Origin of the sequence: Saccharothrix lopnurensis (assembly GCF_042658445.1) — a bacterium.
Lineage (GTDB): Bacteria > Actinomycetota > Actinomycetes > Mycobacteriales > Pseudonocardiaceae > Actinosynnema > Actinosynnema lopnurensis.
Genome location: NZ_JBHSQO010000011.1, coordinates 73,683 through 99,553 on the forward strand (window position 1 = coordinate 73,683; position 25,871 = coordinate 99,553).

Sequence of the window (25,871 nt, forward strand, 5' to 3'; positions counted from 1 at the left end):
CACCCTTTCGCTTGAGCGATGCGCACGCACGGTGGTTCACCGGTCGGGTGCTGTCGGCCGGACCGGTGGGCCCGCTGGGCACGGACCCCCGACTCCGGCTAGGATTGGCAGCGCGGCCCGCTCCCAGTGACCCCCAGGCTGGTTGAGCGGGCCGCCTTTTATGTCGAGGGCCCCGCTCACGTTCGGTGAGCGGGGCCCTCTCCTTCCGGGATCAGATCGCGAGCGCGGTGTGCTCCAGGTCGTGGGCCTGCGCCACCGGCAGGTTGGTCAGCGCGCCCTCGTGCGCGTTCAGGCCCAGCGCCAGCGACGCGTCCGCGCGCAGCGCCTCCCGCCAGCCCCGGTCGGCCAGCGCCACGGCGTGCGGCAGGGTCGCGTTGGTCAGCGCGTAGGTCGAGGTGCGCGGCACCGCGCCGGGCATGTTGGCCACGCAGTAGAAGACCGACTCGTGCACCGGGTAGGTCGGGTCGGCGTGCGTGGTGGGCCGCGAGTCGGCGAAGCAACCGCCCTGGTCGATCGCGATGTCCACCAGCACCGAGCCGGGCCTCATCTGCGCCACCAGCTCGTTGGACACCAGCTTCGGGGCCTTGGCGCCGGGCACCAGCACCGCCCCGATCACCAGGTCGGCCTCGCGCACGGCCTGCTCGACGGCGTAGCGGCTGGACGTGACGGTGCGCAACCGGCCCTGGAACAGGGCGTCGACGTGCCGCAGCCGGTCGATGTTGGTGTCCAGGATCTCGACGTCCGCGCCCATGCCCGCGGCGATGGTGGCCGCGTTCAGGCCCGCCACGCCGCCGCCGATGACGACCACGCGCGCCGGGTGCACGCCGGGCACGCCGCCGGGCAGCATCCCGCGGCCCCCGGAGGGCTTCATCAGCGCGAACGCGCCCACCTGCGGCGCGAGCCTGCCCGCGACCTCGGACATGGGCGCGAGCAGCGGCAGCGCGCCGTTCGGGGTCTGCACGGTCTCGTAGGCGATGGCCGTGGTGCGGGACGCCAGCAGCGCCTCGGTCAGCGGCCGGTCGGCGGCCAGGTGCAGGTAGGTGAACAGGACCTGGCCCTCGCGCAGCCGGGGGTACTCCTCGGCGATCGGCTCCTTGACCTTGAGCACCAGCTCGCCCTCGGACCACACGTCGTCCACGCCCGCGAGCACCTTCGCGCCCGCGGCGAGGTACTCCTCGTCGGGGATGGCCGAACCGAGCCCGGCGCCCGCCTCCACGTAGACCTCGTGGCCGCGGGTGGTCAGCTCGTGGGCGCCCGCCGGGGTCAGCGCGACGCGGTACTCGTGGTTCTTGATCTCGCGGGGGACTGCGATCCGCACGGTGGGCTCCTTCGGCCGTCGTTGCACCAAAGGTCGGGTACCCGGAACGCGGTGTCATCGTGCCCGCGGCACCAACGGCCGGGGGGTCGGTTGTGCCGGGAGGACAAGTCGTGCGGCGCGTTGACACCCTCCCGCCCGCCACCTAGCGTGCGGACAGCCAACTGAACATCGGCCGCGGCGTCGCGTGAGGCGCCGGAACCCGCGCGGGAGAGACCCCAGGTGTGTCGTCTGGGGCGCCGAAGGAGCAAGCACCCCGCACACTCTCAGGCAGCGAGAACCGCTCGGGTGAGGCGACTCTGGAAAGCGTGCCCCACGGCGCGCACCAACGGTGCAAGCCGCAGCTTCGTGCGGCGAAGCTCTCAGGTCCCAGGACAGAGTGGGGGAACCAGGACCACCACCCAGGGAGCGCTGTCGTGACCTTTCCGGAGAAGCTGCTGTACACCCCCGAGCACGAGTGGGTCGACTGGGTGCCGGGCACCCCGGACCCCGTGGCGGTCGGCATCACCTCGTACGCGGCCGGGTCGATGGGCGACATCGTGTTCGTCGACCTGCCGGCGGCGGGCACCAGGGTGACCTCCGGCGAGGTGTGCGGCGAGCTGGAGTCCACCAAGTCGGTCAGCGAGCTGTACGCGCCGGTCACCGGCGAGGTCGTCGAGGTCAACCCGGCCGTGGTCGCCGACCCGTCGCTGGTCAACAACGACCCGTACGGGCGCGGCTGGCTGTTCAAGGTGGCGGTCGAGGAGGCCACCGGCCTGCTGACCGCGGCGAAGTACGCGGAACTGACCGAGGGCTGATCGTGGCGATCAGCGTGTTCGACCTGTTCTCCGTGGGCATCGGGCCGTCCAGCTCGCACACGGTCGGCCCGATGCGGGCGGCGACGATGTTCGCCGCCCGGCTGCGCCCCGCGCTCGCGTCCGTCGACCGGGTGCGGGTGGAGCTGTTCGGGTCGCTCGGGGCGACCGGCCACGGCCACGGCAGCCCGAAGGCGGTGCTGCTCGGGCTGGAGGGGCACCGCCCGGAGGAGGTCGACCCCTCGGGGGCCGAGGTGCGGGTGGCCGAGATCCGCGCGACCGGGCGGCTCCGGCTGGGCGGTGAGCGGGAGATCGCCTTCGCCGAGGACGGCGACCTGGTCATGCACCGGCGCAAGTCCCTGCCGCTGCACCCCAACGGGATGAGCTTCACGGCCTACGCGGGTTCGGCGGTGGTGGACTCGGCGGTGTACTACTCGGTCGGCGGCGGGTTCGTGGTCGACGAGACGGCCACCGGGACCGACCGGATCAAGCCGGACCAGACGCCGGTGGCGCACCCGTTCAAGACCGGTGACGAGCTGCTGGCCCGCACCCGCGAGTCCGGGCTGTCGATCAGCGAGGTGATGCTCGCCAACGAGCGGTCGTGGCGGGACGAGGCCGACATCCGGGGCGGCCTGCTGCACATCTGGCAGGTGATGCAGGACTGCGTCGAGCGGGGCTGCACGGAGTCCGGCGTGCTGCCCGGCGGGCTCAAGGTCCGGCGGCGGGCCGCGGAGATGCGGCAGCTGCTGGCGGCCGAGCACTACGCCACCGACCCGCTGCGGGTGATGGACTGGGTGACGCTGTTCGCGCTGGCGGTGAACGAGGAGAACGCCGCGGGCGGCCGGGTGGTGACGGCCCCGACCAACGGCGCGGCCGGCATCGTGCCCGCGGTGCTGCACTACTACAGGCGGTTCGTGCCGGGCGCGTCGGACGACGGCGTGGTGCGCTTCCTGCTGACCGCGGGTGCCGTCGGCGTGCTGTTCAAGGAGAACGCGTCGATCTCGGGGGCCGAGGTGGGCTGCCAGGGCGAGGTCGGCTCGGCCTGCTCGATGGCGGCCGGCGGGCTGGCCGAGGTGCTGGGCGGGACGCCGGAGCAGGTGGAGAACGCGGCCGAGATCGCCATGGAGCACAACCTCGGGCTGACCTGCGACCCGATCGGCGGTCTGGTGCAGATCCCGTGCATCGAGCGCAACGCGCTGGCGTCGATCAAGGCGATCACGGCGGCGCGGATGGCGCTGCGGGGGGACGGGTCGCACTTCGTGTCGCTGGACAAGGTCATCAAGACCATGCGGGAGACCGGCCGGGACATGAAGGACAAGTACAAGGAGACGGCTCGCGGCGGGTTGGCCGTGAACGTCATCGAGTGCTGATCCGGTGAGCTCCGCCCGACCGGGCCCTCGGGTCCGGTCGGGCGGAACCGCCCGGGTCCTAGCGCGGCAGCGCGGACTCGACCGCCGCCACCACCTCGTCCGCCTCCGGGTCGGTCGCCGGGCGGAAGCGGGCGACCACCTCGCCGGTCGGGGACAGCAGGAACTTCTCGAAGTTCCACTGCACGTCGCCGGCCTCGCCCGCGGCGTCCGGGACGGCGGTCAGCTCCCGGTACACCGGGTGCCGGTCGGGGCCGTTCACCTCGATCTTCTCGAACAGCGGGAACGTCACCCCGTACGTGGTGGAGCAGAACGTCGCGATCTCCTCCGCGGTGCCCGGCTCCTGGCCCATGAACTGGTTGCAGGGGAAGCCGACCACCGAGAAGCCGCGCTCCGCGTACCGCTCGTGCAGCTGCTCCAGGCCCTTGTACTGCGGCGTCAGGCCGCACCGGGACGCGACGTTGACCACCAGCAGCGCCCGGCCGGCCAGCGTGCCCAGGCTGGACGGCTCACCGGACAGGGTGTGCACCGGGATGTCGTGGATGCTCATGCCCGAAGGCTAGATCGCCGCAGTCCGACGAGTCCGCCCAGGACCAGCACCAGCGCCGGCGGCACCAGCGGCCCGCCCGGCGCCCACACCGAACCGGCCTCGACGGGCGCCACCGCCGCCGACAGGCACACCGCCGCCGCGAACGCCGCCGCGGTGGTCCGGAGTGCGTTGTCGGGCACCGCGTCCGCCAGCGCGAACAGGCCGACGCCGAGGGCGATCAGCGGGCCGACCGCCGGGTGCGACCACACCAGTACGGCCGTGCCGAGCAGCGCCGCCACCAGCGTCGGGTACAGCGCGCCGCGCCGCCACAGGACCGCGGCGAGGGCCAGCAGGACCACGCCCGTGCCGGTGCCCGCCCACCAGTGCGGCAGGTCGTGCAGGGCGGTGCTCGCCGCCCACGCGGCCCAGCCGACCGCGGCGGCCGTCGCGTGAGCCCCCGCGGGCGCGGTGTACCCGAGGCTCCGCGCGACCACCCACGTCCCGCCCAGCAGCACGGCCGTCCAGTACAGGCCGACCGCGGTCGGGTGGCGCAGGTCCGGCAGGTCCACCAGCAGCGCGAGCACGTGGCCCGCGCGCTGCCCCGACCCGCCCGGTTGGTACAGCGGCACGGCCAGCGGCGAGGCCGTCCCGAAGAACAGCAGCGGCACCGCCCAGGCCCGCCGCGCCACCGCCGTGCGGTGCCCGGTTGCGCTCGCCTCCCCCATCCGGCCAGGCCGGCAGCGGCCCCGGTGGGCGTCAACCGCGTGGCCCGGGAACACCGCGTCCCCGCCGGGTGTCGGCGCGCTCCCGCCCGCGCGGGCCGGGCAGCCGGCGCGCCCGGTGGTCCAGCGGTCGGAACGTCACCGGAACGCCGATCGCGCACAGCCGGAAGTCACCCATCGTCATCCCCCCGGGGAGTTTCCGGCGGAGGATGGATCGGGCCAGCTGAGACGGGGGCGTGTGCGGATGAGGTCCGATCACTCGGGTGGAGCAGGCGAACGGGCGCTCCGTGACCCCCGGGGGGACGGGGCGGACCCGCGTGGTTTCACCGATGTGAACTTCGTTGACGCTGGTGTGAACCGCCCCTAACGTCAACGGCGAGAGGTCCGAGGACCTCTTCAACCCGGGGAGGGGACCGCGACTTCGGCGGCGGTGTCGTGGCCCCCTTCCCGGGCCCTCGGGTCGGTGGTCGTCAGAAGTCGAAGACGGGGCCCGTGTGCGCGCGCATCAGGCAGGCGTTCGAGAACTCCGCCTGGAACGAGCGCTTCTCACCGCGCCACTTGCCGGTGGCCTTCACCCGCACGGGGGCGTACTCCATCGTGCAAGCGCCCTGACCGGGGTTCATGCCGCCGACCTGACCGTCCACCTCGGACAGCGCGGCGCAGGTCTCGTCCGCCCGGGGGTGCAGACCTCCGTTCGGTTCGCAGATGAGGTTGACGACCTGGAGCGCTCCGTCGCGCGTCGTGCTGAGCACGAAGCTCGACTCCGGGGCGGCGAAGCTGGGAATCAGTGCGGCGATCGCCGCGAGGACGGGGAGTGGTGCCATGTGCCCACCATGGGCCCACGGCACCGCCTCCTCCAGTTATCTCACCGGAAAGTGTGGTTCCGCTAAAGTTCCGCCACGATCAGGTCGAATATCGCGCCCATCCCGGCGGTGTCGAGTGGACCGGGAACGCGGGCGAGGTCGGCAGCCGGCCCTCCCGCGCGAACCTCCTCCACCACACCCACCCCCGCGCCCATCAGCGGGCGAGCGGGACCACGCTCCCCGTCCGCGCCGACTCGAACGCCGCCTCCACGACCTCCAGCCCGGCCACCGCGTCGGCCGCCGGCACCGGGGCCTGACCGGCCGCGACAGCCGCGTAGAAGTCCTGGTAGGCCCCCGGTGAGGTGCGCACCGGCACCTCGCCCAACAACCCCCGGTGCTCCTCGTCGTCCTCTCCCCACCCGGGCCCGCCGGGCGTCGCACCCGCCTTCAGCGCCTCCTCCTGCGGGTCCATGCCGAACTTCACGAACGCCGTCCGGTCGCCCAGCACCCGGAACCGGGGCCCGAGCGCGGCCGCCAGCGCCGAAGCCCACAGGTGCGACACCGCGCCGGTGGTGTGGGTCAGCGCCAGGAACGCGTCGTCGTGCGCCACCGCGCCGGGGCGCAGCGCGCGCACCTCCGCGTACACCGCGGTGGGCCGCCCGAACAGCGCGATGGCCTGGTCGACCAGGTGCGTCCCCAGGTCGTACACGATGCTGCCCAGGTCCGCCGGGTCGCCGGACTCCTTCCAGGAGTCCTTGACCTCCGGCCGCCACCGCTCGAACCGCGACTCGAACCGGTGCACCCGGCCCAGCTCGCCGTCCCCGACCAGCCGCGCCACCGTGCGGAAGTCGCCGTCCCAGCGCCGGTTGTGGAACGGCGCGAGCAGCAGCCCCCGGGACGCCGCCAGGTCCACCAGTTCGCGCGCCTGCGCCGCGGTCGCCGCGAACGGCTTGTCCACCACCGCGCTCAGGCCGTGCTCCAGCGCGGCGCGGGCGTGCGGGGCGTGGAAGCGGTTCGGCGTGGTCACCACGGCCAGGTCGAACTCGTCGGCGCGCGCCCACAGCTCGTCGGGGGACGCGATCAGCTCCGCCCCGGGGTAGCGGGCCCCCACCTCGGCCCGGCGCTCGGCGTTGCCGGTGACCACGGCGGCCAGCTCCAGACCGGGCGCGGTGGCGATGAACGGGGCGTGGAACGCGGCTCCCCCGAGCCCGTAGCCGATCAGTGCGGTGCGCATACCGGGAACCCTAGGCGTCCCACGACGTGGACGCCCTGTCGTGGGTTGTCACGCAGCGCTACCTTCAGCCCCATGAGTCTGCTGGTGACCCGACGGCACGTGGACTACGCGCGTGTCACCAGCACGGCCTGTCACCCCGGCTGATCCACCTCGTTCCAGCACCGCCGTCTCCCCCTTCGGCGTGCCCTCACCACCCCCCAGCCCGACAGGAGCACCCCGCATGTCCTGGTCGTTCGACACGAAGCAGGTCCACTCCGGCGCCGCGCCCGACCCCGCCACCGGCGCCCGGGCCACGCCGATCTACCAGACCACCTCGTTCGTGTTCCGCGACACCGCGCACGGCGCGGCGCTGTTCAGCCTCGCGGAGCCCGGCAACATCTACACCCGCATCAACAACCCCACCCAGGACGTGCTCGAACAGCGGGTCGCGGCGCTGGAGGGCGGCATCGCGGCGGTGGCGTTCGCCTCCGGCCAGGCCGCCGAGACCGCCACGATCCTCAACCTCGCCCGCGCGGGCGACCACCTCGTCTCCAGCGCCTCCCTCTACGGCGGCACCTACAACCTGTTCCACTACACGCTGCCCAAGCTCGGCATCGAGGTGTCCTTCGTGGACGACCCCGACGACCTCGACGCGTGGCGCGCGGCCGTGCGGCCCAACACCAAGGCGTTCTTCGCCGAGTCGCTGGCCAACCCGCGCAGCAACGTGCTCGACATCGAGGGCGTGGCGGAGGTGGCGCACGCGGCGGGCGTGCCGCTGGTCGTGGACAACACGGTGCCGACGCCCTACCTGCTGCGGCCCCTGGAGCACGGCGCGGACATCGTGATCCACTCCGCCACCAAGTACCTCGGCGGCCACGGCACCGCCATCGCGGGCGTGGTGGTCGACGGCGGGAAGTTCGAGTTCTCCGACGCCGAGCGGTTCCCCGACTTCACCGAGCCCGACCCCAGCTACCACGGTCTCCAGTACTGGCCCGCGCTCGGCCACGGCGCGTTCGCCGCGAAGCTGCGGGTGCAGGGCCTGCGCGACACCGGCGCGGCCATCGCCCCGCTGAACAGCTTCCTGGTCGTCCAGGGCATCGAGACGCTGTCGCTGCGGCTGGAGCGGCACTCGGCCAACGCGCTGGAGCTGGCCCGCTGGCTGGAGGCGCGCGACGAGGTGGCGAAGGTGCACTACGCGGGCCTGGAGTCCAGCCAGTGGCACGCCCTCGCCCTGAAGTACCTGCCGAACGGGCAGGGCGGCATCGTGTCGTTCGAGCTGCACGGCGGCGTCGAGGCGGGGCGGGCGTTCGCGGACGGGGTCGAGCTGTTCAGCCAGCTGGCCAACATCGGCGACGTGCGCAGCCTGATCATCCACCCGGCCAGCACCACGCACAGCCAGCTCACCCCGGAGGAGCAGCTCGTCGCGGGCGTCACGCCGGGCCTGATCCGGCTGTCGGTCGGCATCGAGGGCGTGGAGGACCTCAAGGCCGACCTGGAGGCGGGGTTCCGCGCCGCGAAGTCGGTGCTGTGACCCCCGGGAACCCCGGATTTTCGAGGAACCCCGGATTTTCGAGGAACCCCGGATTTTCCAGGAACCCCGGATTTTCCAGGACCACCGTCGGGGAGACCCCTCCCGCCACCGGTGGGTGGCGGGAGGGGGACCCCGTCGGGCGGCGCCGCTGGTTCCGCGGCGCCCTGCCCGGCCTGCCCCTGTCGATCGCCTACGAGACGTGGGGCGAGCCGAACGAGGACCGCTCGAACGCGGTGCTGGTGCTGCACGCGCTGACCGGCGACAGCCACGTGGCGGGCGGGGTCGAGCCGGGCCACCCGACGCCGGGCTGGTGGGACGGCCTGGTCGGGCCCGGCCGGGCGCTGGACCCGGCCGAGTGGTTCGTGGTCGCGCCGAACGTGCTGGGCGGCTGCCAGGGCACCACCGGGCCGTGGGCCCCCGCGCCGGACGGGGCCCCGTGGGGCCCGCGGTTCCCGCGCGTGTCCGTGCGGGACCAGGTGGCGGCCGAGGTGCTGCTGGCCGACCACCTGGGCATCGGCGCGTGGGCCGCGGTGCTGGGTGGGTCGATGGGCGGGATGCGCGCGCTGGAGTGGGCGGTGTCCGAGCCCGACCGGGTGCGGTCGCTGCTGGTGCTGGCCTCGCCCGCGGCGTCGACCGCGGAGAACATCGCGCTGGCCTCGGCCCAGCTGCACGCGATCGCGCTGGACCCGGTCGGGGGCATGGGCGTGGCCCGGCGGATCGCCCACGTCAGCTACCGCAGCGAGCCGGAGCTGGCGACCCGGTTCGGGCGCGCGGTGCAGCCGGACGGGCGGTTCGCCGTCGAGTCCTACCTGGACCACCACGCCGACAAGCTCGCCCGCCGGTTCGACCCGGAGAGCTACGCGGTGCTGACCGAGGCCATGAACGGCCACGACGTGGGTCGGGACCGGGGCGGCGTGCGGGCGGCGCTGGGCCGGGTCACCGCGCGCACGATCGTGGCGGGCATCGACTCGGACCGGCTCTACCCGCCGCACCTCCAGGCGGAGATCGCCGAGGCCGTGCCCGGCGCGGGCGCCCTGCGCGTGGTGACCTCGCCCTACGGCCACGACGCGTTCCTGATCGAGGTCGACCAGGTGGCCAAGCTGGTGGACGAGCTGCTGGAGGGGGTCCGGCACCCCCGGTGACGCGGGCCGGCCCGCGTCCCGCAAGCGCTTGCGCGGGCCGGTCACTCCTCCAGCGCGGTGGCGATCCAGGGCGCCACGGGCAGGTCGCGGGCCTGGCACTCGGCGGCCAGCTTCACCGTCCAGCGCAGCGCCTGGAGCACCACGGTGGCCAGCTCCTGCGGCTGCCCGTTGGCCAGCGCGATCTCGATCTGCTCGGCCGCCGCCTCCTCGTCGCCGTGCACCTCGGCGAGCAGCGTGCGGATCGCGGTGCGCACCGGCGGGTCGGCGTCGTCGATCGGCACCTCCTGCCCGTCCTCGTCGAAGACCTGCATCTTCACCGGGGTCGCGCCGCCCGAGCCGAGCGCGGCGACCATCTCGCTGCACTCGGAGAACAGCAGCAGGACCAGCTCCCGGATCTCCTCGTTGCCCTCGGGCGAGCCGCTGAGGTAGCCGGTGACCAGGTCGACCGCGACCGCGTCCTCACCGACCTTGGCGGCGGCCAGGGCCTCGGCGGCCACGGCCTGGAGCCGTGCGCGGCGGTCCGGATCTTGCTGCGGGTGCATGCGGCCATCTTCCGAGGGAGTAGGTGTGCACAGCTCTTGCCTATTGCCTACCCGGTGGTGTTCGGCTGAAGCAACGCCTTGTCCGCCGGGGTGCCGCTCGGGTATGTCGCGTCCGAGCGCACGTGCCGGGGTACCCCCGGCCGGCCGGCGTCAGGCTCATGATCCGCACTTTCCCCCGGGTGGCCCCGCCGCGCGACCGCGCGGGTCCCGGCGGTGTCCGCCACCCCCCGGACGGGTGGTGGACCCGCGCCGCCCGGTCCTGTTCGGACTGTCCCGGCGCGGTCGGTCCGGGCCCGGCGACCCGGACGGCCTACGGCTGTCGGAGCGCCTCGCGCGGCTGCTCGTGCTCCTCGTGCTGCGCCGGGTCCTGCTTCGGCACCGCCGCCAGCAGCGCGACCAGGATCGTCCCGCCGTGCAGGGCGATCTCCGCGGCGGTCGGCCGGAGCACCAGCAGGGCGGGCACGCAGGCCAGCGCGGTCAGCAGCCAGGGCCGGCGGGAGTGGCAGTTGCCCGCGTGCGCGGTGTGCAGCAGGTACCAGCCGAGCAGCAGGTGGATCAGGTTCTGGAGCGGGTCGACCCGGAACACCACCAGCGTGCCCGCCGCGCCCGCGAACCCGGTGACGAAGAACCCGAGCACGCCCAGCACGCCGTAGCCGACGCCGAGGGTGACCGCCAGCCGGGTGCGGTGGGTCTCCCGGGTCCGGCACGGCAGCTGGGTGGCGCCGCGCTCGAAGCGGTGGAACAGCAGCAGCACCGGCAGGAGCAGCAGCACGAGCACGGCCAGCCAGCGGGGCCGGTGCACGACCCAGCCGAACGCGGCGGGCCCGTCGAGCACCCCGAGCAGGCCGACCACGGCGGCGAGCGCGGTGAGGTAGCCGAGGTAGACCGTCATCGGGGCGGTGCGGGCGAACTCGACCACCCGCCACTGGCGGTGCCCCTCCAGCCACGCCGACGCGCGGGGCCGCAGCAGCAGCACCACGCAGATCTGGGCCAGGCCGAGCACCAGCAGGCAGACGGTGGGCGGGCTGAGGTTGGAGGTCCGCTCGCCGGGCAGCGCCATCATGGTGCGCGGGTAGCCGCCGAGGGTGATCAGCGCCAGCAGCACGGGCACGGCGGCCACCGCGAGCAGGGCGAGCACGCGCCGGGAGAGCCGGAGCAGGCTGCCGTCGGCGTAGTGGAACCCGAGCTGCTGGAGCAGCAGCGCGCCCAGGAGCAGGTTGACGTGGCCGCCGGTGCGCCAGTCGAAGCCGATGCGCAGCGCGTCGACCAGGATCATCAGGGCGACCAGCGCGACCGGGGTGACCAGGCGGGCGTCGCGGTGCAGCCGGGCCATCACCGGGGTGGCGGCCACCGCGACCAGGTAGAGGCCGAGGAACCACAGCGGGTGGGCGATGAGCCGGCCGAACAGCTCGACCCGCGACTTGTCCACGTCGAGCAGCTCCAGCGGCAGCGGCAGGACCAGCCAGGCCAGCACGAAGGCCAGCACCGGGCGCAGCAGCCACGAGGTGCGGGCGGCCAGGTAGCGCCCGTAGCCGCCGTGCTCGGCCTGGACGGCGTGCCAGCTGACCAGGTTGGCGTGGCCGCCCGCGAAGTAGAAGACCGGGGTGGCCTGGAGGACCCAGGTGAGCAGCCACAGCCAGGTGGCGCCGGTGCCCGCCCAGTGCAGCACGGTCAGCACCGACTGGCCGATGACGACCAGGCCCAGGGCGGCCAGCCGGAGGAAGGTGGCGTAGCGGTCGGGGTGCCGCGTCGGCGGCGGCGGTCCGGGCGGCTCGCGGCGGTGCGGCAGGCGGGCGACGAGCAGGAAGACGACGACGGCGCTGCCGAAGCCCCAGGCCAGCACCGGCTCGTGGCCCGGCGGCCCCCAGCGCTGCCGCCACGAGTTGAACTCCAGGCCCGCGGTGTAGAGCTGGGCGGTGGCGCGGCACCGGTCGGCGCTGCCGCGCGGGTTGCGGTCGCACTGGGCGTTCATGTCCACGACGAGGCGGGTGTCCAGCGACTCGCGCGCCTGCCGGTCGAGGGGGCGGCCCTTGCTCTCGGCGTAGCGGAGCAGGTCGTAGCCGAGGTCGTGGGCCCGGCAGCCGGTGCCGAAGTCCCACTCGGTGTCGCCGGCGGGGCCGGAGCAGCCCCCGTTGGGGTCGATGGCGCGGGTGGTGCCGTCCGGGGCGGTGACGACCCGCGGCGTGCGGTGGACGACCTCGGTGAAGTCGTCGGGGAACCCGGGCAGGGGGTCGGCGGAGGTGGGGTTGGCCATCGCCGCCACGGCGCGGGCGGCGACGGCGACGTCCCCGGTGAGCGGGGGCGGGTCGGTGGCGCCCGCGGGGCGGGAGGCGATCACGCCGCACGCGAACACGGCCAGGGTGATCAGGGTGAAGCGGCACCAGGCCGGTAAGCGGGCGAGCAACCGGAAGCCCGGCCACCCCCCGGCGGTCCTCACCCTGTCGTCACCCATCGGCCACCCAGGCTACGGACCGGCGTCACGGCCCGCCAACCCTGTGAGCCCCCGGTAGGGGGTGGGGCCGGCCCCACCACCGGTCAGCGCAGCCCGGGGTGGTCCTGCCGCCACAGGGTCAGCAGCAGGTAGGCGGCGACGCAGGTGCTCTCGGAGATCACGCCGTCGCGCAGCATCTGCTCCACCTCCCGGCGCGGGAACCAGCGCTGGCGCATGTCCTGCTCGGTCTCCTCCCGGTTCGGCTCGCCGGGCACGAGCCCGGAGGCGAGGAACACGTGGCCGCCCGCGCCGGTCATGCTGTTCGAGCTGTGGATGTAGCCCAGCCGGTCGAACCGGCGCGCGGTGAACCCGGTCTCCTCGGCCAGCTCGGCGACGGCCAGCTCCTCCGGCGTGCCGGTCACGCCCTGCGGGAACGAGCCGGACGGGAACTCCCAGGACCGGTGCCCGACCGGGTACCGGTACTGCTCCACCAGGTGGTACCCGTCGTCCTCCAGGGGGATCACCAGCGCGAAGTCGGGTTTGTCGATCACCGAGTAGACGCCGCGCGACCCGTTGGCGAGCTCGATCCGGTCCTCGCGCAGCGACAGCCACGGGTTCTCGTACACGACCCTGGACGACAGCGTCTTGATGCTCATGCCCCCAGTCTTACGGCCCGGGGTCGCTTTCCCGAGGGTCGGCGCTCAGCCGACCGCGCCCGAGAGCGAGGCCAGCGCCATCCGCGAGAGCAGCTTCGCCATCTGCTCCCGGTCCAGGTGGGCGCTGTGCGGGGTGGAGTTGATCAGGCCGAACACCGCGTGCGCGGCGGCCCGCGCGGTCGGCTCGTCCACCTCCGGCGAGGTCTTGCGGATCGTCTCGACCCACACCTCGACGTAGCGCCGCTGGAGCGCTCTCACCCGCCGCCGGTCGGGGTCGGTCAGGTTGGCCAGGTTCCGGATCTGCACGGTGATCAGCGCCGGGTCGTCCAGCGCGAAGTCGACGTGCCAGCGGATCAGCTCCCGCAGCGCGTGCCCCGGGTCCCGGGACACCGCGACGCGGGCGAGCCCGCCGTCCAGCAGGCGTTCGCTGATCTGCGTCAGCATTTCTCCCAGCATCGCGTCCTTGCTGCGGAAATGCCGGTAGAGCGCGGGTCCGGAAATACCCACGGCCGCGCCGATGTCGTCGATCCCGACCCCGTGGAAGCCGTGCCGGGCGAACAGTTCGGCGGCGGCGGCCAGGATCTGGTCGCGGCGGCTCTGCTTCACGGGTACGTCCGGCACGGCGCCCATCTTAAGCGGCTCGCCCACCCCGGGTAAACGGCCGTTAACTTCGGGGCCACCCGGAGATCGTTAACTACTTTCTGTAGCACTTCGTTAACTCTTGACCCACTCTTCTTGGGCGGGTCTACCTGCTGGTACCTGTTGTTGTGCACTGCATCACACCCTGCGCTGTTCCCCCTTCGGGAGGCTCCGATGCGTCCTGTCAAAACCCTGCTCAGCGCCGCGGTCGCGTTCGCCGCGTCGCTGGCGCTCGTGACCCCGGCCCACGCCGCGGGAGCCAATTACGTCGCGCTCGGCGACTCCTACTCCTCCGGGACCGGCACCGGCTCGTACTACAGCGACTCCGGCAGCTGCAAGCGCAGCCAGTACGCCTATCCCGCGCTGTGGGCGGCGGCCAACGCGCCCGCGTCCTTCACATTCGTCGCCTGCTCCGGCGCCCGGACCGGCGACGTGCTGAACAACCAGATCAGCGCGCTCGCCTCGACCACCTCGCTGGTCAGCATCTCGATCGGCGGGAACGACGCCGGCTTCTCCGACGTGATCACCAGCTGCACCCTGGGCACGGACGCGTCCTGCACCAACCGGGTGAACCAGGCCAAGGCTTACGCCACCGGGACCCTGCCCGGCCAGCTGGACAACGTCTACACCCAGATCCGCAACCGCGCGCCGTCCGCGAAGGTCGTCGTGCTGGGCTACCCGCGCCTCTACAAGGTGCCCGGCACCTGCTCGGTCGGCCTGAGCGACACCAAGCGGGCCGCGATCAACTCCGCCGCCGACACCCTGCACCAGGTCATCTCGGCCCGCGCGGGTGCCCGGTCGTTCACCTACCGCGACCTGCGCGGGGCGTTCACCGGGCACGAGATCTGCTCGTCGGACTGGTGGCTGAACAGCCTGTCCTGGCCGGTCGACGAGTCCTACCACCCGAACCGCAACGGCCAGCGCCTCGGCTACCTGCCGCAGTTCGCCGCCGTGGCCTGATCGTTGCGGCCTGATCGCCGCGGCCTGACCGCGGCCTGACCGCCGGGCACCGAAGAGGGGGCCGTAGCCGGCGGCCCCCTCCCGCTTGTCCGGTTCCGTTAACAGGCGCTAACATCCTCGTAGGTTAACGATGGCTAACCGCGAGGAGCCCGATGGACGCCCCGGTGCTGCGCAGCGTCGCCGACAAGTCGGCCGACGCCTTCCGGCGCTACCACGACGAGCACGCGCGCCTGGTGCGCGAGCTGCGCGCCAAGCTCCGCGCGGCCGCGAGCGGCGGCCCGGAGAAGGCCCGCAGGCGGCACGTGGAGCGCGGCAAGCTGCTGCCCCGCGACCGCGTGGACACCCTGCTCGACCCCGGCTCGCCGTTCCTGGAGCTCTCGCCGCTCGCCGCGGACGGCATGTACGACGACGAGGCCCCCGCCGCGGGCGTCATCACCGGCGTGGGGCGCGTCTCGGGCCGGGAGGTCGTGGTGGTCGCCAACGACGCCACGGTCAAGGGCGGCACCTACTACCCGATGACGGTCAAGAAGCACCTCCGCGCCCAGGAGGTGGCGCTGCACAACAACCTGCCCTGCGTGTACCTGGTGGACTCCGGCGGCGCGTTCCTCCCGCGCCAGGACGAGGTGTTCCCCGACCGCGAGCACTTCGGCCGCATCTTCTTCAACCAGGCCACCATGTCCGCCCGCGGCATCCCGCAGGTCGCGGCCGTCCTCGGCTCCTGCACGGCGGGCGGCGCGTACGTGCCCGCGATGTCCGACGAGGCGGTCATCGTGCGCGGCCAGGGCACGATCTTCCTCGGCGGCCCGCCCCTGGTGAAGGCCGCGACCGGCGAGGTCGTCACCGCCGAGGAGCTGGGCGGCGGCGAGCTGCACTCGCGCACCTCCGGCGTCACCGACCACCTCGCCGAGGACGACGGGCACGCGCTGCGCGTCGTCCGCTCCATCGTCTCCACCCTCGGACCGCGCGCCCCGCGCCCGTGGCGGGTGGAGCCGAGCGTGGAACCGGTGGTCGACCCGGGCGAGCTGTACGGCGTCGTGCCCACCGACAGCCGCACCCCCTACGACGTGCGCGAGGTCATCGCCCGCGTCGTCGACGGCAGCCGGTTCCAGGAGTTCAAGGAGCAGTACGGCACGACGCTCGTCACCGGCTTCGCCCGCATCCACGGCCACCCGGTCGGCATCGTCGCCAACAACGGCGTGCTGTTCGGCGAGTCCGCCCAGAAGGGCGCGCACTTCATCCAGCTGTGCGACCAGCGGTCCGTGCCGCTGGTGTTCCTCCAGAACATCAGCGGGTTCATGGTCGGCCGCGAGTACGAGGCCGCCGGCATCGCCAAGCACGGCGCGAAGATGGTCACCGCGGTGGCGTGCGCGCGGGTGCCGAAGTTCACCGTGGTCATCGGCGGTTCGTTCGGCGCGGGCAACTACTCGATGTGCGGCCGGGCCTACTCGCCCCGGTTCCTCTGGATGTGGCCGAACGCCCGGATCTCCGTCATGGGCGGCGAGCAGGCCGCGTCCGTGCTCGCCACCGTGCGGCGCGACCAGCTCGGCGACGCGTGGTCGGCGGAGGACGAGGAGGCGTTCAAGGCCCCGATCCGGCGGCAGTACGAGGACCAGGGCAACCCGTACTACTCCACCGCGCGCCTGTGGGACGACGGCGTGATCGACCCGCTCGACACGCGCACCGTGCTCGGGCTGGCCCTGTCCACGGCGGCCAACGCCCCGATCGAGCCGGTGTCCTACGGCGTCTTCCGGATGTGATGGCGATGTTCGAGTCCGTTCTGGTGGCCAACCGAGGCGAGATCGCGGTGCGGGTGATCCGCGCGCTGCGCCGGTTCGGCATCCGGTCGGTCGCGGTCCACAGCGACGCCGACGCCGACGCCCTGCACGTGCGGCTGGCCGACGAGTCGGTGCGGCTCGGCCCGGCGTCGGCCCGGGAGAGCTACCTCTCGATCGAGCGGGTCGTGGAGGCCGCGCTGTCGACCGGCGCGCGGGCCGTGCACCCCGGCTACGGCTTCCTGGCCGAGAACGCCGAGTTCGCCCGCGCCTGCGACAAGGCCGGGCTGGTGTTCATCGGCCCGCCCGCCGAGGCGATCGAGGCGATGGGCGACAAGATCCGCGCCAAGCTGACCGTCGCGGCGGCCGGCGTGCCCGTGGTGCCCGGCCGCACCGAGGTCGGCATGACCGACGACGACCTGGTCGACGCGGCCGGTGAGATCGGGTTCCCGGTGCTGCTCAAGCCCTCCGCGGGCGGCGGCGGCAAGGGGATGCGGCTGGTCCGCGAGCCGGGCGCGCTGCGGGACGCGATCGAGTCGGCGCGGCGCGAGGCGCGCGGGTCGTTCGGGGACGACGCGCTGCTCATCGAGCGGTTCGTCGGCAACCCCCGGCACATCGAGATCCAGGTGCTGGCCGACGCGCACGGCGCGGTCGTCCACCTCGGCGAGCGGGAGTGCAGCCTCCAGCGGCGGCACCAGAAGATCATCGAGGAGGCGCCGTCACCGCTGCTCACGCCCCCCGTGCGGGAGGCGATGGGCCGGGCGGCGGTGGAGGCGGCGCGGTCCGTCGGGTACGTCGGCGCGGGCACCGTGGAGTTCATCGTCGACGGCGCCTCCGGCGACTACTTCTTCATGGAGATGAACACCCGGCTCCAGGTCGAGCACCCGGTCACCGAGCTGGCGACCGGCGTGGACCTGGTCGAGCAGCAGCTGCGCGTCGCGGCGGGCGAGCACCTCCGGCTCGGCGAGGTGGCCTTCACCCGGCACGCGGTGGAGGCGCGGGTCTACGCGGAGGACCCGGCGCGCGGGTTCCTGCCGACCGGCGGCACCGTGCTGGCGCTGGAGGAGCCCGCGGACGTGCGGGTCGACTCGGCGCTGCGGGTCGGGTTGACCGTCGGCAGCGACTACGACCCCATGCTGGCCAAGGTGATCGCGGCCGGCGACACCCGCGAGGAGGCGCTGCGCCGGCTGGACGCCGCGCTCGGGCGGGTGGTGCTGCTGGGCGTGACGACGAACATCCCGTTCCTGCGGGCCCTGCTGCGGCACCCGGACGTGCGGTCCGGCGCGCTGGACACCGGGCTGGTCGAGCGCGAGCTGGACCGGCTGGTCGAGGTCCGGCGGCCGGACGAGGTGCTGGCCGCGGCGGCGCTGGAGCGGCAGCTGTCGCTGCGCGGCGGGGACGACCCCTGGGCGCGGGGCGACGGCTGGCGGGTCGGTGAGCACGCGTGGACCACGTGGCTGATCGACGGCGTGCCGGTGCGCGTGCGCGGCGACGAGGTGTCGGTGGACGGCGCGGAACCGGTGCGGCTCAAGGCTTCCGTCGAGGACGGCGCCCTGGTCGTCGGCGGTCGGCGGTACGCGGTGGCCAGGTCCGGGGACGTGCTGTGGCTCGGCGCGGACGGGTGCTCGTGGGCGCTGACCGAGACCCGGCCGTCCGAGGTCGCCGCGACCGCCGCCGGAGGCGCCGGCGGGCCGGTGACCAGCCCCATGCCGGGCACGGTGCTGGTGGTGCGCGCGTCCGCCGGTGACGAGGTCGCCGCGGGTCAACCGCTGTTCGTGGTCGAAGCGATGAAGATGGAGCACACCGTCACGGCACCCGTGGCCGGCGTGCTCGCCGAAGTTCGGGTCCAGGCGGGCGACCGGGTCGCGCTGGACCAACCCCTTGCCGTCGTCGTGCCCCACCAGGAGTGAGAACGATGTTGGACTTCCGTCTTGACGAGGACCACGAGGCGCTGCGCAAGACCGTCGAGGAGTTCGCGCGCGCCGAGGTCGCGCCCGTGATCGGCGGGTTCTACGAGCGCGAGGAGTTCCCGTACGAGATCGTCGCCAAGATGGGGCGGATGGGCCTGTTCGGCCTGCCGCTCCCCGAGGAGCACGGGGGCATGGGCGGGGACTACTTCGCGCTGTGCCTGGCGCTGGAGGAGCTGGCGCGGGTCGACTCGTCGGTGGCGATCACGCTGGAGGCCGGGGTGTCGCTGGGCGCGATGCCGATCCACCGGTTCGGCTCCGACGAGCAGAAGGCCACCTGGCTGCCCCGGCTGGCGGCCGGCGAGGTGCTGGGCGCGTTCGGGCTGACCGAGCCGGGTGGCGGGTCGGACGCGGGCGCGCTGCGCACCACCGCCCGCCTCGACGGCGACGAGTGGGTGGTCAACGGCACCAAGGCGTTCATCACCAACTCGGGCACGGACATCACCGGCCTGGTCACGGTCGCGGCGGTGACCGGGCGGCGGGAGAACGGCAAGCCGGAGATCTCGGCGATCCTGGTGCCGTCCGGCACGCCCGGGTTCACCGTGTCGCGCAAGTACTCCAAGGTCGGGTGGAACGCCTCGGACACGCGCGAGCTGGCGTTCCAGGACTGCCGCGTGCCGGCGGCGAACCTGGTCGGCGAGCGCGGGCGCGGGTACGCGCAGTTCCTCCAGACCCTGGACGAGGGCCGGATCGCCATCGCCGCGATCGGGGTGGGGTTGGCGCAGGGCTGCGTGGACGAGTGCCTGCGGTACGTGGGGGAGCGGGAGGCGTTCGGCCGCAAGATCGGGGAGTACCAGGCCATCCAGTTCAAGATCGCGGAGATGGAGGTGCGCACCCACACCGCGAGGCTGGCGTACTACCACGCGGCGTCGAAGATGCTGCGCGGCGAGCCGTTCAAGCGGGAGGCGGCGATCGCGAAGCTGGTGTCCTCGGAGGCGGCGATGGACAACGCGCGCGAGGCGACGCAGGTCTTCGGCGGGTACGGGTTCATGAACGAGTACCCGGTGGGGCGGTTCTACCGGGACGCGAAGATCCTGGAGATCGGTGAGGGGACCAGCGAGGTCCAGAAGATGCTGATCGCCCGGGAGCTGGGGCTGGGGTAGCCCGGGTTGGGGGTGGCCCGGGTTGGGGTCGGCCCGGGTTGGGGCCGGCCCGGTACCACCGGTCCGCACCCGGTGGAGTTATCACTCCACCGGGTTGTTCCACCGGGTGATCCCTACCCACCTGCCACGGCCGGTGCCACGCTCGGGTGGCCGTGGTCAGGGGGTCCGGGTGGCGAGCATCGGCCGGGTGGTGGCCGCGCTGGGGCAGGTGCTCGACCTGCTGCCGTTCGCGCGGTTGGCCGATGCCCTGGAGGCCGCCGAGGAAGCGCGGTCGCTGGTCGAGCGGGCGGGCGACGGCAGTGGCCGGGACGGGTTCCGGCAGGTGGCGGGGCGGTTCGGGGAGGCGGCCGAGGGCATCTCCGACCTCCTGGGGGCGTTGACCGGGATCCAGCACCTCGCCACGGCGATGGCGAACCGGTTGGAGGGGGAGGGGCTCGCGAGGCCGGCCGGTCCCGAGCCCGAGCCTGTCGCGCCCGAGCCCGCCGTGACCGGGGCCGATCCGCAGGCGGTGCTGTCGAAGCTGCCCGTGCGCAGCAGGACCACCGACAAGACGCGCGGGATCTGGGTGGACGACCAGGGCCGGGAGCGCGAGCAGATCACGAGCGGTCGGGACGACCTGGGCCGGCGCGCCGTGGAGGAGCTGAAACGCTTGGGCATCGGTCCCCCGCGCGGCGCGCTCGCGACGGCGGACCACGTCGAGGTCAAGTTGGCCGTCCTCCTCCGGGGAACCGGTCAACGGGCGGTCACCCTGTTCGTGAACAACCGGCCCTGCAACGAGGGCCGCTGGTCGTGCGACCGGCTCTTGCCGCGTATCTTGCGCCCGGGCCAGAGCCTCGTGGTTCAGTGGCCGGGCGGTATCACCACCTACCGGGGAAGGACACCGTGAGCATGGGGCACGTCCTGGAAGCGACCTACCGGCACGATGCCGGGGTGAGCCTGCTGCGCACCCGGGAGGACATCGCGGACTTCGTCGACCAGGTGCTCTCCGCCGGGTGGGAGTACACCGCCGCGGCGGTCTACGCCGTCGTCGAGGGGAGCGAGGCCGACCCGGACCACGAGTTGATCATCGGTGCCGACCCCCGGACCGGCATGGGGGCGCTGCGCTACGCCGGTGACGGTGATTGGTTCAGCAGAGGTGAGCGGACCGGCCCCGAAGAGGTGGTCTTCACGTACTTCGGGGTCAGGCACGACTTCCCGGCGGATGCCGAGGTGCCGTTGGACACCGTGCGCGAGGCCATGTGGGAGCTGCTGACCACGGGCGGCCGGCGACCCGGTTGCGTCACCTGGCAGGAAGACCGCGGTTAGTCCGCTACCCCCGGAACCGCCCGTCGCGCACACCGCGCACGAACGCGCCCCACCCCGGACCCAGGCTGATCACCGGCCCGCGCTCCCCGTCCTTGCTGTCCCGGACCCGCACGACCCCGCCCCCGAACCGCACCTCGACGCACTCGCCGGACGCGGTGCTGTAGCTGCTCCTGACCCACTCCCGCGTCACAGCCGCTCCACCTCCTCGCGGACGTCCCCGATGAACCGGCGCGACCCGTCCTCGTCCAGCGCCCGGTCGAACGCCTCGGCGAAGCTCGCGGTCGATTCGAGTATCACCTGCCGCTTGTCGATGACGGCACCGCTGATCGCCGTCTCCTGGTACACGAGGTCGCGCAGGCGTTCGGACGGGAACGACATGATCCGCAGCGCCGCGCCCAGCAGCGGGTGGGCGCCCGCGCTGAAGGGCATGACGCGGACGCGGACGTGGTCCGGCCGCTTGGCGATGACGTGCAGCAGGTGCGCGAGCTGCCCGCGCATGACCTCGGGCCCGCCGACCACCTGCCGCAGCGCGGCCTCACCCAGCAGGACGTCGAGCTTCAGCGCGTAGGTGCCCACCAGCCGGGCCTGCCGGGCGAGGCGCGTCTCCAGGCGCGGGCCGATGTCGACCGGCCTCGTGTAGGGGGTCCCGGCACGCATGACCGCCCGCGCGTAGTCGGCCGTCTGCAACAGGCCCGGGACGATGTCGGGGGCGAACTCGGAGATCCGGTCGGCGCCCGCCTCCAGGCCGAGCAGCCGGACGAAGTCCTCCGGGAACAGGTACGCGTAGTCGTACCACCACTCCCGCTGGTCGGCCTGCTCGCGCAGCTCCTCCAGCTCCCGGCGCTCCGCGTCGTCCAGGCGGTAGACCTCCACCAGGTCGCGCAGCTTGGCGGCGGTCAGCCTGCGCTTGCCCGACTCCATCACCGACAGGTTCGTGCTGCCGATCCCGGTGGTCCTGGCTACAGACGCGGCGGTCAGGCCGAGCCGCTCGCGGTGCTCGCGGAGGCGCAGGCCCAGTTCCCACGCCTGGACCGTGCTGGAGGTCGGTCCGCTGGCCATGTCCCACCCTGGAGTTCCGCGCTGGTCGGTCGACGGGACATAGCGTAGCGAAAAGTCACCCGATAGATACCTGGCGTGATGATAACTATGACCATAACTTTGAAACATGACCCCACACCGCAAGACCCGAAGCCCCCGCAGGACCAACGGCCGCCCGGCCACCAACGGCCGCCCGGCCACGACCCGTAGCCCCCACCACGACCGAAGATCCCGCCACACCGGCGGAGGAAGGCGGTGCCGCCCGGGGCACCGCCTAGAACCGCCCGTGCCTGCCCTCGCCCGCCAGGAACCGCCGCAGACCACCCTCGACCTCCCGCAACGACACCACCCCGTGGTCCCGTTCGTTGGCCAGCGCGGCCTCCTCCGACAGGCCCTCCTGCTCCAGCACCGACAACCGGTCCTGCCGCAGGCACGCCTGGGGGAACCCGGCGATCTGCGCGGCCAGCTCCTCGGCCGCCGCCCGGCAGGTGCCGTTGGGCACGACCCGGTTCGCCAACCCGATCCGCAACGCCTCGCCGGAGTGCACCGGCCGGCCGGTCAGGACCAGGTCCAACGCCCGCGAGGTCCCGATGAGCCTCGGCAGCCGCACCGTCCCGCCGTCGACCAGGGGCACGCCCCAGCGCCGGCAGAACACGCCGAACACCGCGTCCTCGTCCGCGACCCGCAGGTCGCACCACAGGGCCAGCTCCAGGCCGCCCGCCACGGCGTGGCCCGCCACGGCGGCGATCACCGGCTTCGACAACCGCAACCTGGTGGGGCCCATCGGTCCGGAGTCCGACATCGGGTCGTTGCCGCGCTCGGTGCCCACCGCCTTGAGGTCGGCCCCCGAGCAGAACGTGCCGCCCTCGCCGTGCAGCACGGCCACCGACGCGGACGGGTCCTCGTCGAACTCGCGGAACACCTCGGTCAGGGTGTGCGCGGTCGGCCCGTCGACCGCGTTCCGGGCGGCCGGGCGGTTCAGCAGGACCGTGAACACCGGTCCCGAGCGCTCCACGCGCACGGCGCTCACAGCTTGGGCAGCCCCCGCTCCACGATCGCCCCGAAGTCGACCCCGCGCGGCAGCGTGCCGAACGCCGCGCCCCGGTCCCCGGCCAGGCGGGAGGCGCAGAACGCGTCCGCCACCGCCGGGTGCCCGAACCGCACCAGCAGCGAACCCTGCAACGCCAACGCCATCCGCTCCACCAGCCTGCGCGCCCGGACCTCCAGGTCCCCGGTGTCGGCCAGCTCGTCCTTGAGCTCCGCCACGACCCCGTCCAGCCGGGGGTCGGCGCCGTGGGCGGCGTCCAGTTCGGCGAGGAACCCGGCCACCGCGTCGGGGGAGCGCCCGAGCACCCGCAGCACGTCCAGCGCCGCCACGTTGCCCGATCCCTCCCAGATGGACATCAGCGGCGACTCGCGGAACAGCCGGGGCATCCCGGAGTCCTCGACGTACCCGTTGCCGCCCAGGCACTCCAGCGCCTCGGCCGCGTGCGCCGGGCCGCGCTTGCAGACCCAGTACTTGGTCACCGCCAGGCCGAGCCGGCTGCGGCTGCCCGCCAGCCACAGCGCCGCCGTGGTCGCCGCCTCCGACTCCACGGCGAGGTCGGCCAGCACGTTGCGCATCGCGGGCTGGTCGACCAGCGGGGCGCCGAACGCGGTGCGGTGCGCCGCGTGGTGCGCGGCCCGGGTCAGCCCCGCCCTCATCCCGGCGGCCGTGCCGATGACGCAGTCCAGGCGGGTGCTGTTGACCATCTCGATGATGGTCCGCACGCCCCGGCCCTCCTCGCCGACCAGCCAACCGACCGCCTCGTCGTACTCGATCTCGGCCGAGGCGTTGGACCTGTTGCCCAGCTTGTCCTTCAGGCGCTGGAGGAACACGGCGTTGCGCGTGCCGTCCGGCAGCACGCGCGGCACCAGGAAGCAGGACAGGCCGCCCGGCGCCTGCGCCAGCGTCAGGAACACGTCGGACATCGGGGCCGAGGTGAACCACTTGTGCCCGGTCAGCAGGTACCCGTCGCCGTTCGGCACGGCGCGGGTGGTGTTCGCGCGCACGTCCGAGCCGCCCTGCTTCTCGGTCATCGACATGCCCGCGATGAGGCCGCGCTTACCCTCGGGGGCGCGCAGGCCGAAGTCGTACTCGCGCGAGGCCAGCAGGGGCTCGAACCGGGCGGCCAGTCCCGGGGCGGCGCGCAGCGCGGGCACGGCGGCGTAGGTCATCGAGATGGGGCACCCGTGCCCGGCCTCGGCCTGGCTCCACGCGTAGAACTTCGCGGCCCGTGCCACGTGCGCGCCGGGTCGGTCGTCGCGCCACGGCGTGGCGTGCAGGCCGTGGCGCACGGCGGTGGTCATCAACCGGTGCCAGGCCGGGTGGAACTCGACCTCGTCCACCCGGTGCCCGTACCGGTCGTGGGTGTGCAGCACGGGCGAGTGGGTGTTGGCCAGCCGGCCCAGCTCCTGGACCTCGGCGGTGCCCGCCAGCAGGCCCAGCTCGCGCAGCTCCGGCTCGGCCCAGCCCGCGCCGCCCCGGTGCAGGCCGTCCAGCAGCGCCGGGTCGGCCGAGACGTCGTGGCCCTCCAGCGGCGGGACCTGGTTGGTCACCTCGTGCGTGACGCGCGTCATGCCCGTCAGGGTACTACTGATGGGTAACTTCGTGGACCCTGGAAAGTCGGGGGTGCTGATCTTGCGGTTCCGGCCTACCGTCGATCCGGTGAGCGATCACGAAGGGGCGGTGGCCGCGCTGCGCGGTCAGTACGCGGCGATCCCGGCGGGCGCACCCGTGCGCCTCGCCAAGTCGACGTCGAACCTGTTCCGGTTCCGCGACGACCAACCCGGCGGGCTCGACGTGCACCGGTTCAACCGGGTGCTGTCCGTCGACCGCGAGGCCCGCACCGCGCGGGTCCAGGGCATGACGACCTACGAGGACCTGGTCGACGCGACCCTGCCGCACGGCCTGATGCCGCTGGTCGTGCCGCAGCTCAAGACCATCACGCTGGGCGGGGCGGTGGCGGGCCTCGGCATCGAGTCGAGCTCGTTCCGCAACGGCCTGCCGCACGAGTCGGTGCGCGAACTGGAGGTCATGACCGGCGAGGGCGCCGTCGAGGTGGTCAAACCGGGCGACGACCTGTTCCGGGGGTTCCCGAACTCCTACGGCACCCTCGGCTACGCGCTGCGGCTGGACATCGAGCTGGAACCGGTCTCGCCGTACGTGCGGCTGCGGCACGTGCCGTTCGGGGACGCCGCCGAGTGCGCCCGGGTGATCTCCGCGATCTGCGCGGAGGGCGCCTACCTGGGCGAACCGGTCGACTTCGTGGACGGCACGGTGTTCTCGGCGGGGGAGCAGTACCTGACCCTGGGCAACTGGACCGGCACCGCGCCGTGGACCTCGGACTACACCGGCAACCGGATCTACTACCGGTCGATCCAGGCCCGGCGCACCGACTACCTGACCGCGCGCGACTACCTGTGGCGGTGGGACACCGACTGGTTCTGGTGCTCGCGGGCGTTCGGCGTGCAGCACCCGCTGGTCCGGCGACTGGTGCCCAAGCGCTACCTGCGCTCGGACGTCTACCGCCGGGTGGTGGCGTGGGACCGGCGGCACCGCTTCTCCGCCCGGCTGGGCAAGGCGGTGGAGGAGCCGGTGATCCAGGACGTGGAGATCCCGGTGGACCGGCTGGCGGAGTTCCTGGACTTCTTCCACCGCGAGATCGGCATCAGCCCCGTGTGGCTGTGCCCGATCCGGCTCCGCGACCGGGCCGGCTGGCCGCTGTACCCGATGGACCCGGACGTGCTCTACGTCAACGTCGGCTTCTGGTCGACGGTGCCGCTGCGCCCGGACGAGGAGCTGGGCAGCCGCAACCGGCTCATCGAGGCCGAGGTCACCCGGTTGGGCGGGCACAAGTCGCTGTACTCCGACTCCTACTACGGGGAGCGGGAGTTCTGGGACCTCTACGACGGGCCGGCGTACCGGCGGCTCAAGGAGCGCTACGACCCGGACGGGCGGCTGCCGGACCTGTACGCCAAGTGCGTTCTGCGTGGATGAGAG

Annotated in this window: 24 protein-coding genes and 1 riboswitch; of the genes, 11 read left to right on the forward strand and 13 right to left on the reverse strand. The window is 73.2% G+C overall.

Annotated elements, in window-relative coordinates:
• Positions 1-211: 211 nt before the first annotated feature.
• A complete protein-coding gene (gene ald / locus ACFP3R_RS13205) occupies positions 212-1,318 on the reverse strand; it encodes an alanine dehydrogenase (protein WP_380635949.1) in 1,107 nt (368 codons plus the stop codon).
• 194 nt (positions 1,319-1,512) lie between these two features.
• Positions 1,513-1,608, forward strand: a riboswitch (glycine riboswitch).
• 123 nt (positions 1,609-1,731) lie between these two features.
• On the opposite strand from ald, the gene gcvH reads away from it, so the two are divergent.
• The gene (gene gcvH / locus ACFP3R_RS13210; RefSeq protein ID WP_380635950.1) at positions 1,732-2,112 is read left to right on the forward strand and encodes a glycine cleavage system protein GcvH; all 381 of its coding nucleotides are present in this window, start codon (positions 1,732-1,734) and stop codon (positions 2,110-2,112) included.
• A gap of 2 nt (positions 2,113-2,114) precedes the next feature.
• Positions 2,115-3,479, forward strand: coding sequence for an L-serine ammonia-lyase (locus tag ACFP3R_RS13215; protein WP_380635952.1), 1,365 nt, complete (start codon positions 2,115-2,117; stop codon positions 3,477-3,479).
• Between the two features lie 58 nt (positions 3,480-3,537).
• Here ACFP3R_RS13215 and ACFP3R_RS13220 read toward each other — a convergent pair whose 3' ends face one another.
• From ACFP3R_RS13220 to ACFP3R_RS13235, 4 genes are all read right to left on the reverse strand, one after another.
• Positions 3,538-4,026, reverse strand: a complete 489-nt coding sequence (locus ACFP3R_RS13220) for a glutathione peroxidase (RefSeq protein ID WP_380635954.1) — start codon at positions 4,024-4,026, stop codon at positions 3,538-3,540.
• Positions 4,023-4,730 (reverse strand): hypothetical protein, encoded by a 708-nt coding sequence (locus tag ACFP3R_RS13225; protein WP_380635955.1) that lies wholly within the window; start codon positions 4,728-4,730, stop codon positions 4,023-4,025. The genes ACFP3R_RS13220 and ACFP3R_RS13225 overlap by 4 nt, the downstream gene beginning before the upstream one ends.
• A 467-nt stretch (positions 4,731-5,197) precedes the next feature.
• Positions 5,198-5,551 carry an SSI family serine proteinase inhibitor gene (locus tag ACFP3R_RS13230; RefSeq protein ID WP_380635957.1) on the reverse strand — a complete coding sequence of 118 codons (354 nt, stop codon included), beginning with the start codon at positions 5,549-5,551 and terminating at the stop codon, positions 5,198-5,200.
• A 193-nt stretch (positions 5,552-5,744) separates the two neighbouring features.
• Positions 5,745-6,764, reverse strand: a complete 1,020-nt coding sequence (locus ACFP3R_RS13235) for a Gfo/Idh/MocA family oxidoreductase (protein WP_380635958.1) — start codon at positions 6,762-6,764, stop codon at positions 5,745-5,747.
• A 220-nt stretch (positions 6,765-6,984) separates the two neighbouring features.
• On the opposite strand from ACFP3R_RS13235, the gene ACFP3R_RS13240 reads away from it, so the two are divergent.
• Together ACFP3R_RS13240 and metX are read left to right on the forward strand one after the other, a co-directional pair.
• Positions 6,985-8,274, forward strand: a complete 1,290-nt coding sequence (locus tag ACFP3R_RS13240) for a bifunctional o-acetylhomoserine/o-acetylserine sulfhydrylase (protein WP_380635959.1) — start codon at positions 6,985-6,987, stop codon at positions 8,272-8,274.
• A 164-nt stretch (positions 8,275-8,438) separates the two neighbouring features.
• Complete coding sequence (gene metX / locus ACFP3R_RS13245; protein ID WP_380636136.1) at positions 8,439-9,416, forward strand: homoserine O-acetyltransferase MetX; 978 nt, start codon at positions 8,439-8,441, stop codon at positions 9,414-9,416.
• Between the two features lie 41 nt (positions 9,417-9,457).
• Here metX and ACFP3R_RS13250 read toward each other — a convergent pair whose 3' ends face one another.
• From ACFP3R_RS13250 to ACFP3R_RS13265, 4 genes are all read right to left on the reverse strand, one after another.
• The gene (locus ACFP3R_RS13250; RefSeq protein WP_380635961.1) at positions 9,458-9,958 is read right to left on the reverse strand and encodes a hypothetical protein; all 501 of its coding nucleotides are present in this window, start codon (positions 9,956-9,958) and stop codon (positions 9,458-9,460) included.
• Positions 9,959-10,268: 310 nt separating this feature from the next.
• Positions 10,269-12,410, reverse strand: a complete 2,142-nt coding sequence (locus ACFP3R_RS13255) for a phospholipase A2 (RefSeq protein ID WP_380635962.1) — start codon at positions 12,408-12,410, stop codon at positions 10,269-10,271.
• Positions 12,411-12,493: 83 nt separating this feature from the next.
• Complete coding sequence (locus ACFP3R_RS13260; RefSeq protein ID WP_380635964.1) at positions 12,494-13,045, reverse strand: NUDIX domain-containing protein; 552 nt, start codon at positions 13,043-13,045, stop codon at positions 12,494-12,496.
• 45 nt (positions 13,046-13,090) lie between these two features.
• Positions 13,091-13,666 carry an SACE_7040 family transcriptional regulator gene (locus ACFP3R_RS13265; RefSeq protein WP_465269991.1) on the reverse strand — a complete coding sequence of 192 codons (576 nt, stop codon included), beginning with the start codon at positions 13,664-13,666 and terminating at the stop codon, positions 13,091-13,093.
• Between the two features lie 192 nt (positions 13,667-13,858).
• Between ACFP3R_RS13265 and ACFP3R_RS13270 the strand changes: the two genes are divergently transcribed.
• The 6 genes from ACFP3R_RS13270 (at position 13,859) to ACFP3R_RS13295 (ending at position 20,791) form a co-directional block, all read left to right on the forward strand.
• Positions 13,859-14,644, forward strand: coding sequence for an SGNH/GDSL hydrolase family protein (locus ACFP3R_RS13270; protein ID WP_380635966.1), 786 nt, complete (start codon positions 13,859-13,861; stop codon positions 14,642-14,644).
• A 152-nt stretch (positions 14,645-14,796) separates the two neighbouring features.
• Positions 14,797-16,401: a carboxyl transferase domain-containing protein gene (locus ACFP3R_RS13275; RefSeq protein ID WP_380635967.1), complete on the forward strand. Its 1,605-nt coding sequence runs from the start codon at positions 14,797-14,799 to the stop codon at positions 16,399-16,401.
• A gap of 5 nt (positions 16,402-16,406) precedes the next feature.
• Positions 16,407-18,326: an ATP-binding protein gene (locus ACFP3R_RS13280; RefSeq protein WP_380635969.1), complete on the forward strand. Its 1,920-nt coding sequence runs from the start codon at positions 16,407-16,409 to the stop codon at positions 18,324-18,326.
• Positions 18,327-18,331: 5 nt separating this feature from the next.
• Positions 18,332-19,486, forward strand: a complete 1,155-nt coding sequence (locus tag ACFP3R_RS13285) for an acyl-CoA dehydrogenase family protein (RefSeq protein WP_380635971.1) — start codon at positions 18,332-18,334, stop codon at positions 19,484-19,486.
• 169 nt (positions 19,487-19,655) lie between these two features.
• Entirely contained in the window at positions 19,656-20,372 is a 717-nt protein-coding gene (locus ACFP3R_RS13290; RefSeq protein ID WP_380635973.1) for a DddA-like double-stranded DNA deaminase toxin, read from the forward strand.
• A gap of 2 nt (positions 20,373-20,374) precedes the next feature.
• Positions 20,375-20,791 (forward strand): Imm1 family immunity protein, encoded by a 417-nt coding sequence (locus ACFP3R_RS13295; protein ID WP_380636138.1) that lies wholly within the window; start codon positions 20,375-20,377, stop codon positions 20,789-20,791.
• Between the two features lie 4 nt (positions 20,792-20,795).
• On the opposite strand, the gene ACFP3R_RS13300 is transcribed toward ACFP3R_RS13295, so the two are convergent.
• From ACFP3R_RS13300 to ACFP3R_RS13315, 4 genes are all read right to left on the reverse strand, one after another.
• Positions 20,796-20,981 carry a DUF397 domain-containing protein gene (locus tag ACFP3R_RS13300; RefSeq protein ID WP_380635975.1) on the reverse strand — a complete coding sequence of 62 codons (186 nt, stop codon included), beginning with the start codon at positions 20,979-20,981 and terminating at the stop codon, positions 20,796-20,798.
• On the reverse strand, positions 20,978-21,850 hold the full coding sequence (locus ACFP3R_RS13305; RefSeq protein ID WP_380635977.1) for a helix-turn-helix domain-containing protein: 873 nt from the start codon (positions 21,848-21,850) through the stop codon (positions 20,978-20,980). The genes ACFP3R_RS13300 and ACFP3R_RS13305 overlap by 4 nt, the downstream gene beginning before the upstream one ends.
• 253 nt (positions 21,851-22,103) lie before the next feature.
• Positions 22,104-22,859 carry a crotonase/enoyl-CoA hydratase family protein gene (locus ACFP3R_RS13310; RefSeq protein WP_380635979.1) on the reverse strand — a complete coding sequence of 252 codons (756 nt, stop codon included), beginning with the start codon at positions 22,857-22,859 and terminating at the stop codon, positions 22,104-22,106.
• Positions 22,856-24,448 (reverse strand): acyl-CoA dehydrogenase family protein, encoded by a 1,593-nt coding sequence (locus ACFP3R_RS13315; RefSeq protein WP_380635981.1) that lies wholly within the window; start codon positions 24,446-24,448, stop codon positions 22,856-22,858. Before ACFP3R_RS13315 ends, ACFP3R_RS13310 begins: the two co-directional genes overlap by 4 nt.
• Before the next feature lie 19 nt (positions 24,449-24,467).
• Here ACFP3R_RS13315 and ACFP3R_RS13320 point away from each other — a divergent pair, with 19 nt between their 5' ends.
• Positions 24,468-25,868, forward strand: coding sequence for an FAD-binding oxidoreductase (locus tag ACFP3R_RS13320; protein WP_380635982.1), 1,401 nt, complete (start codon positions 24,468-24,470; stop codon positions 25,866-25,868).
• Positions 25,869-25,871: the final 3 nt, after the last annotated feature.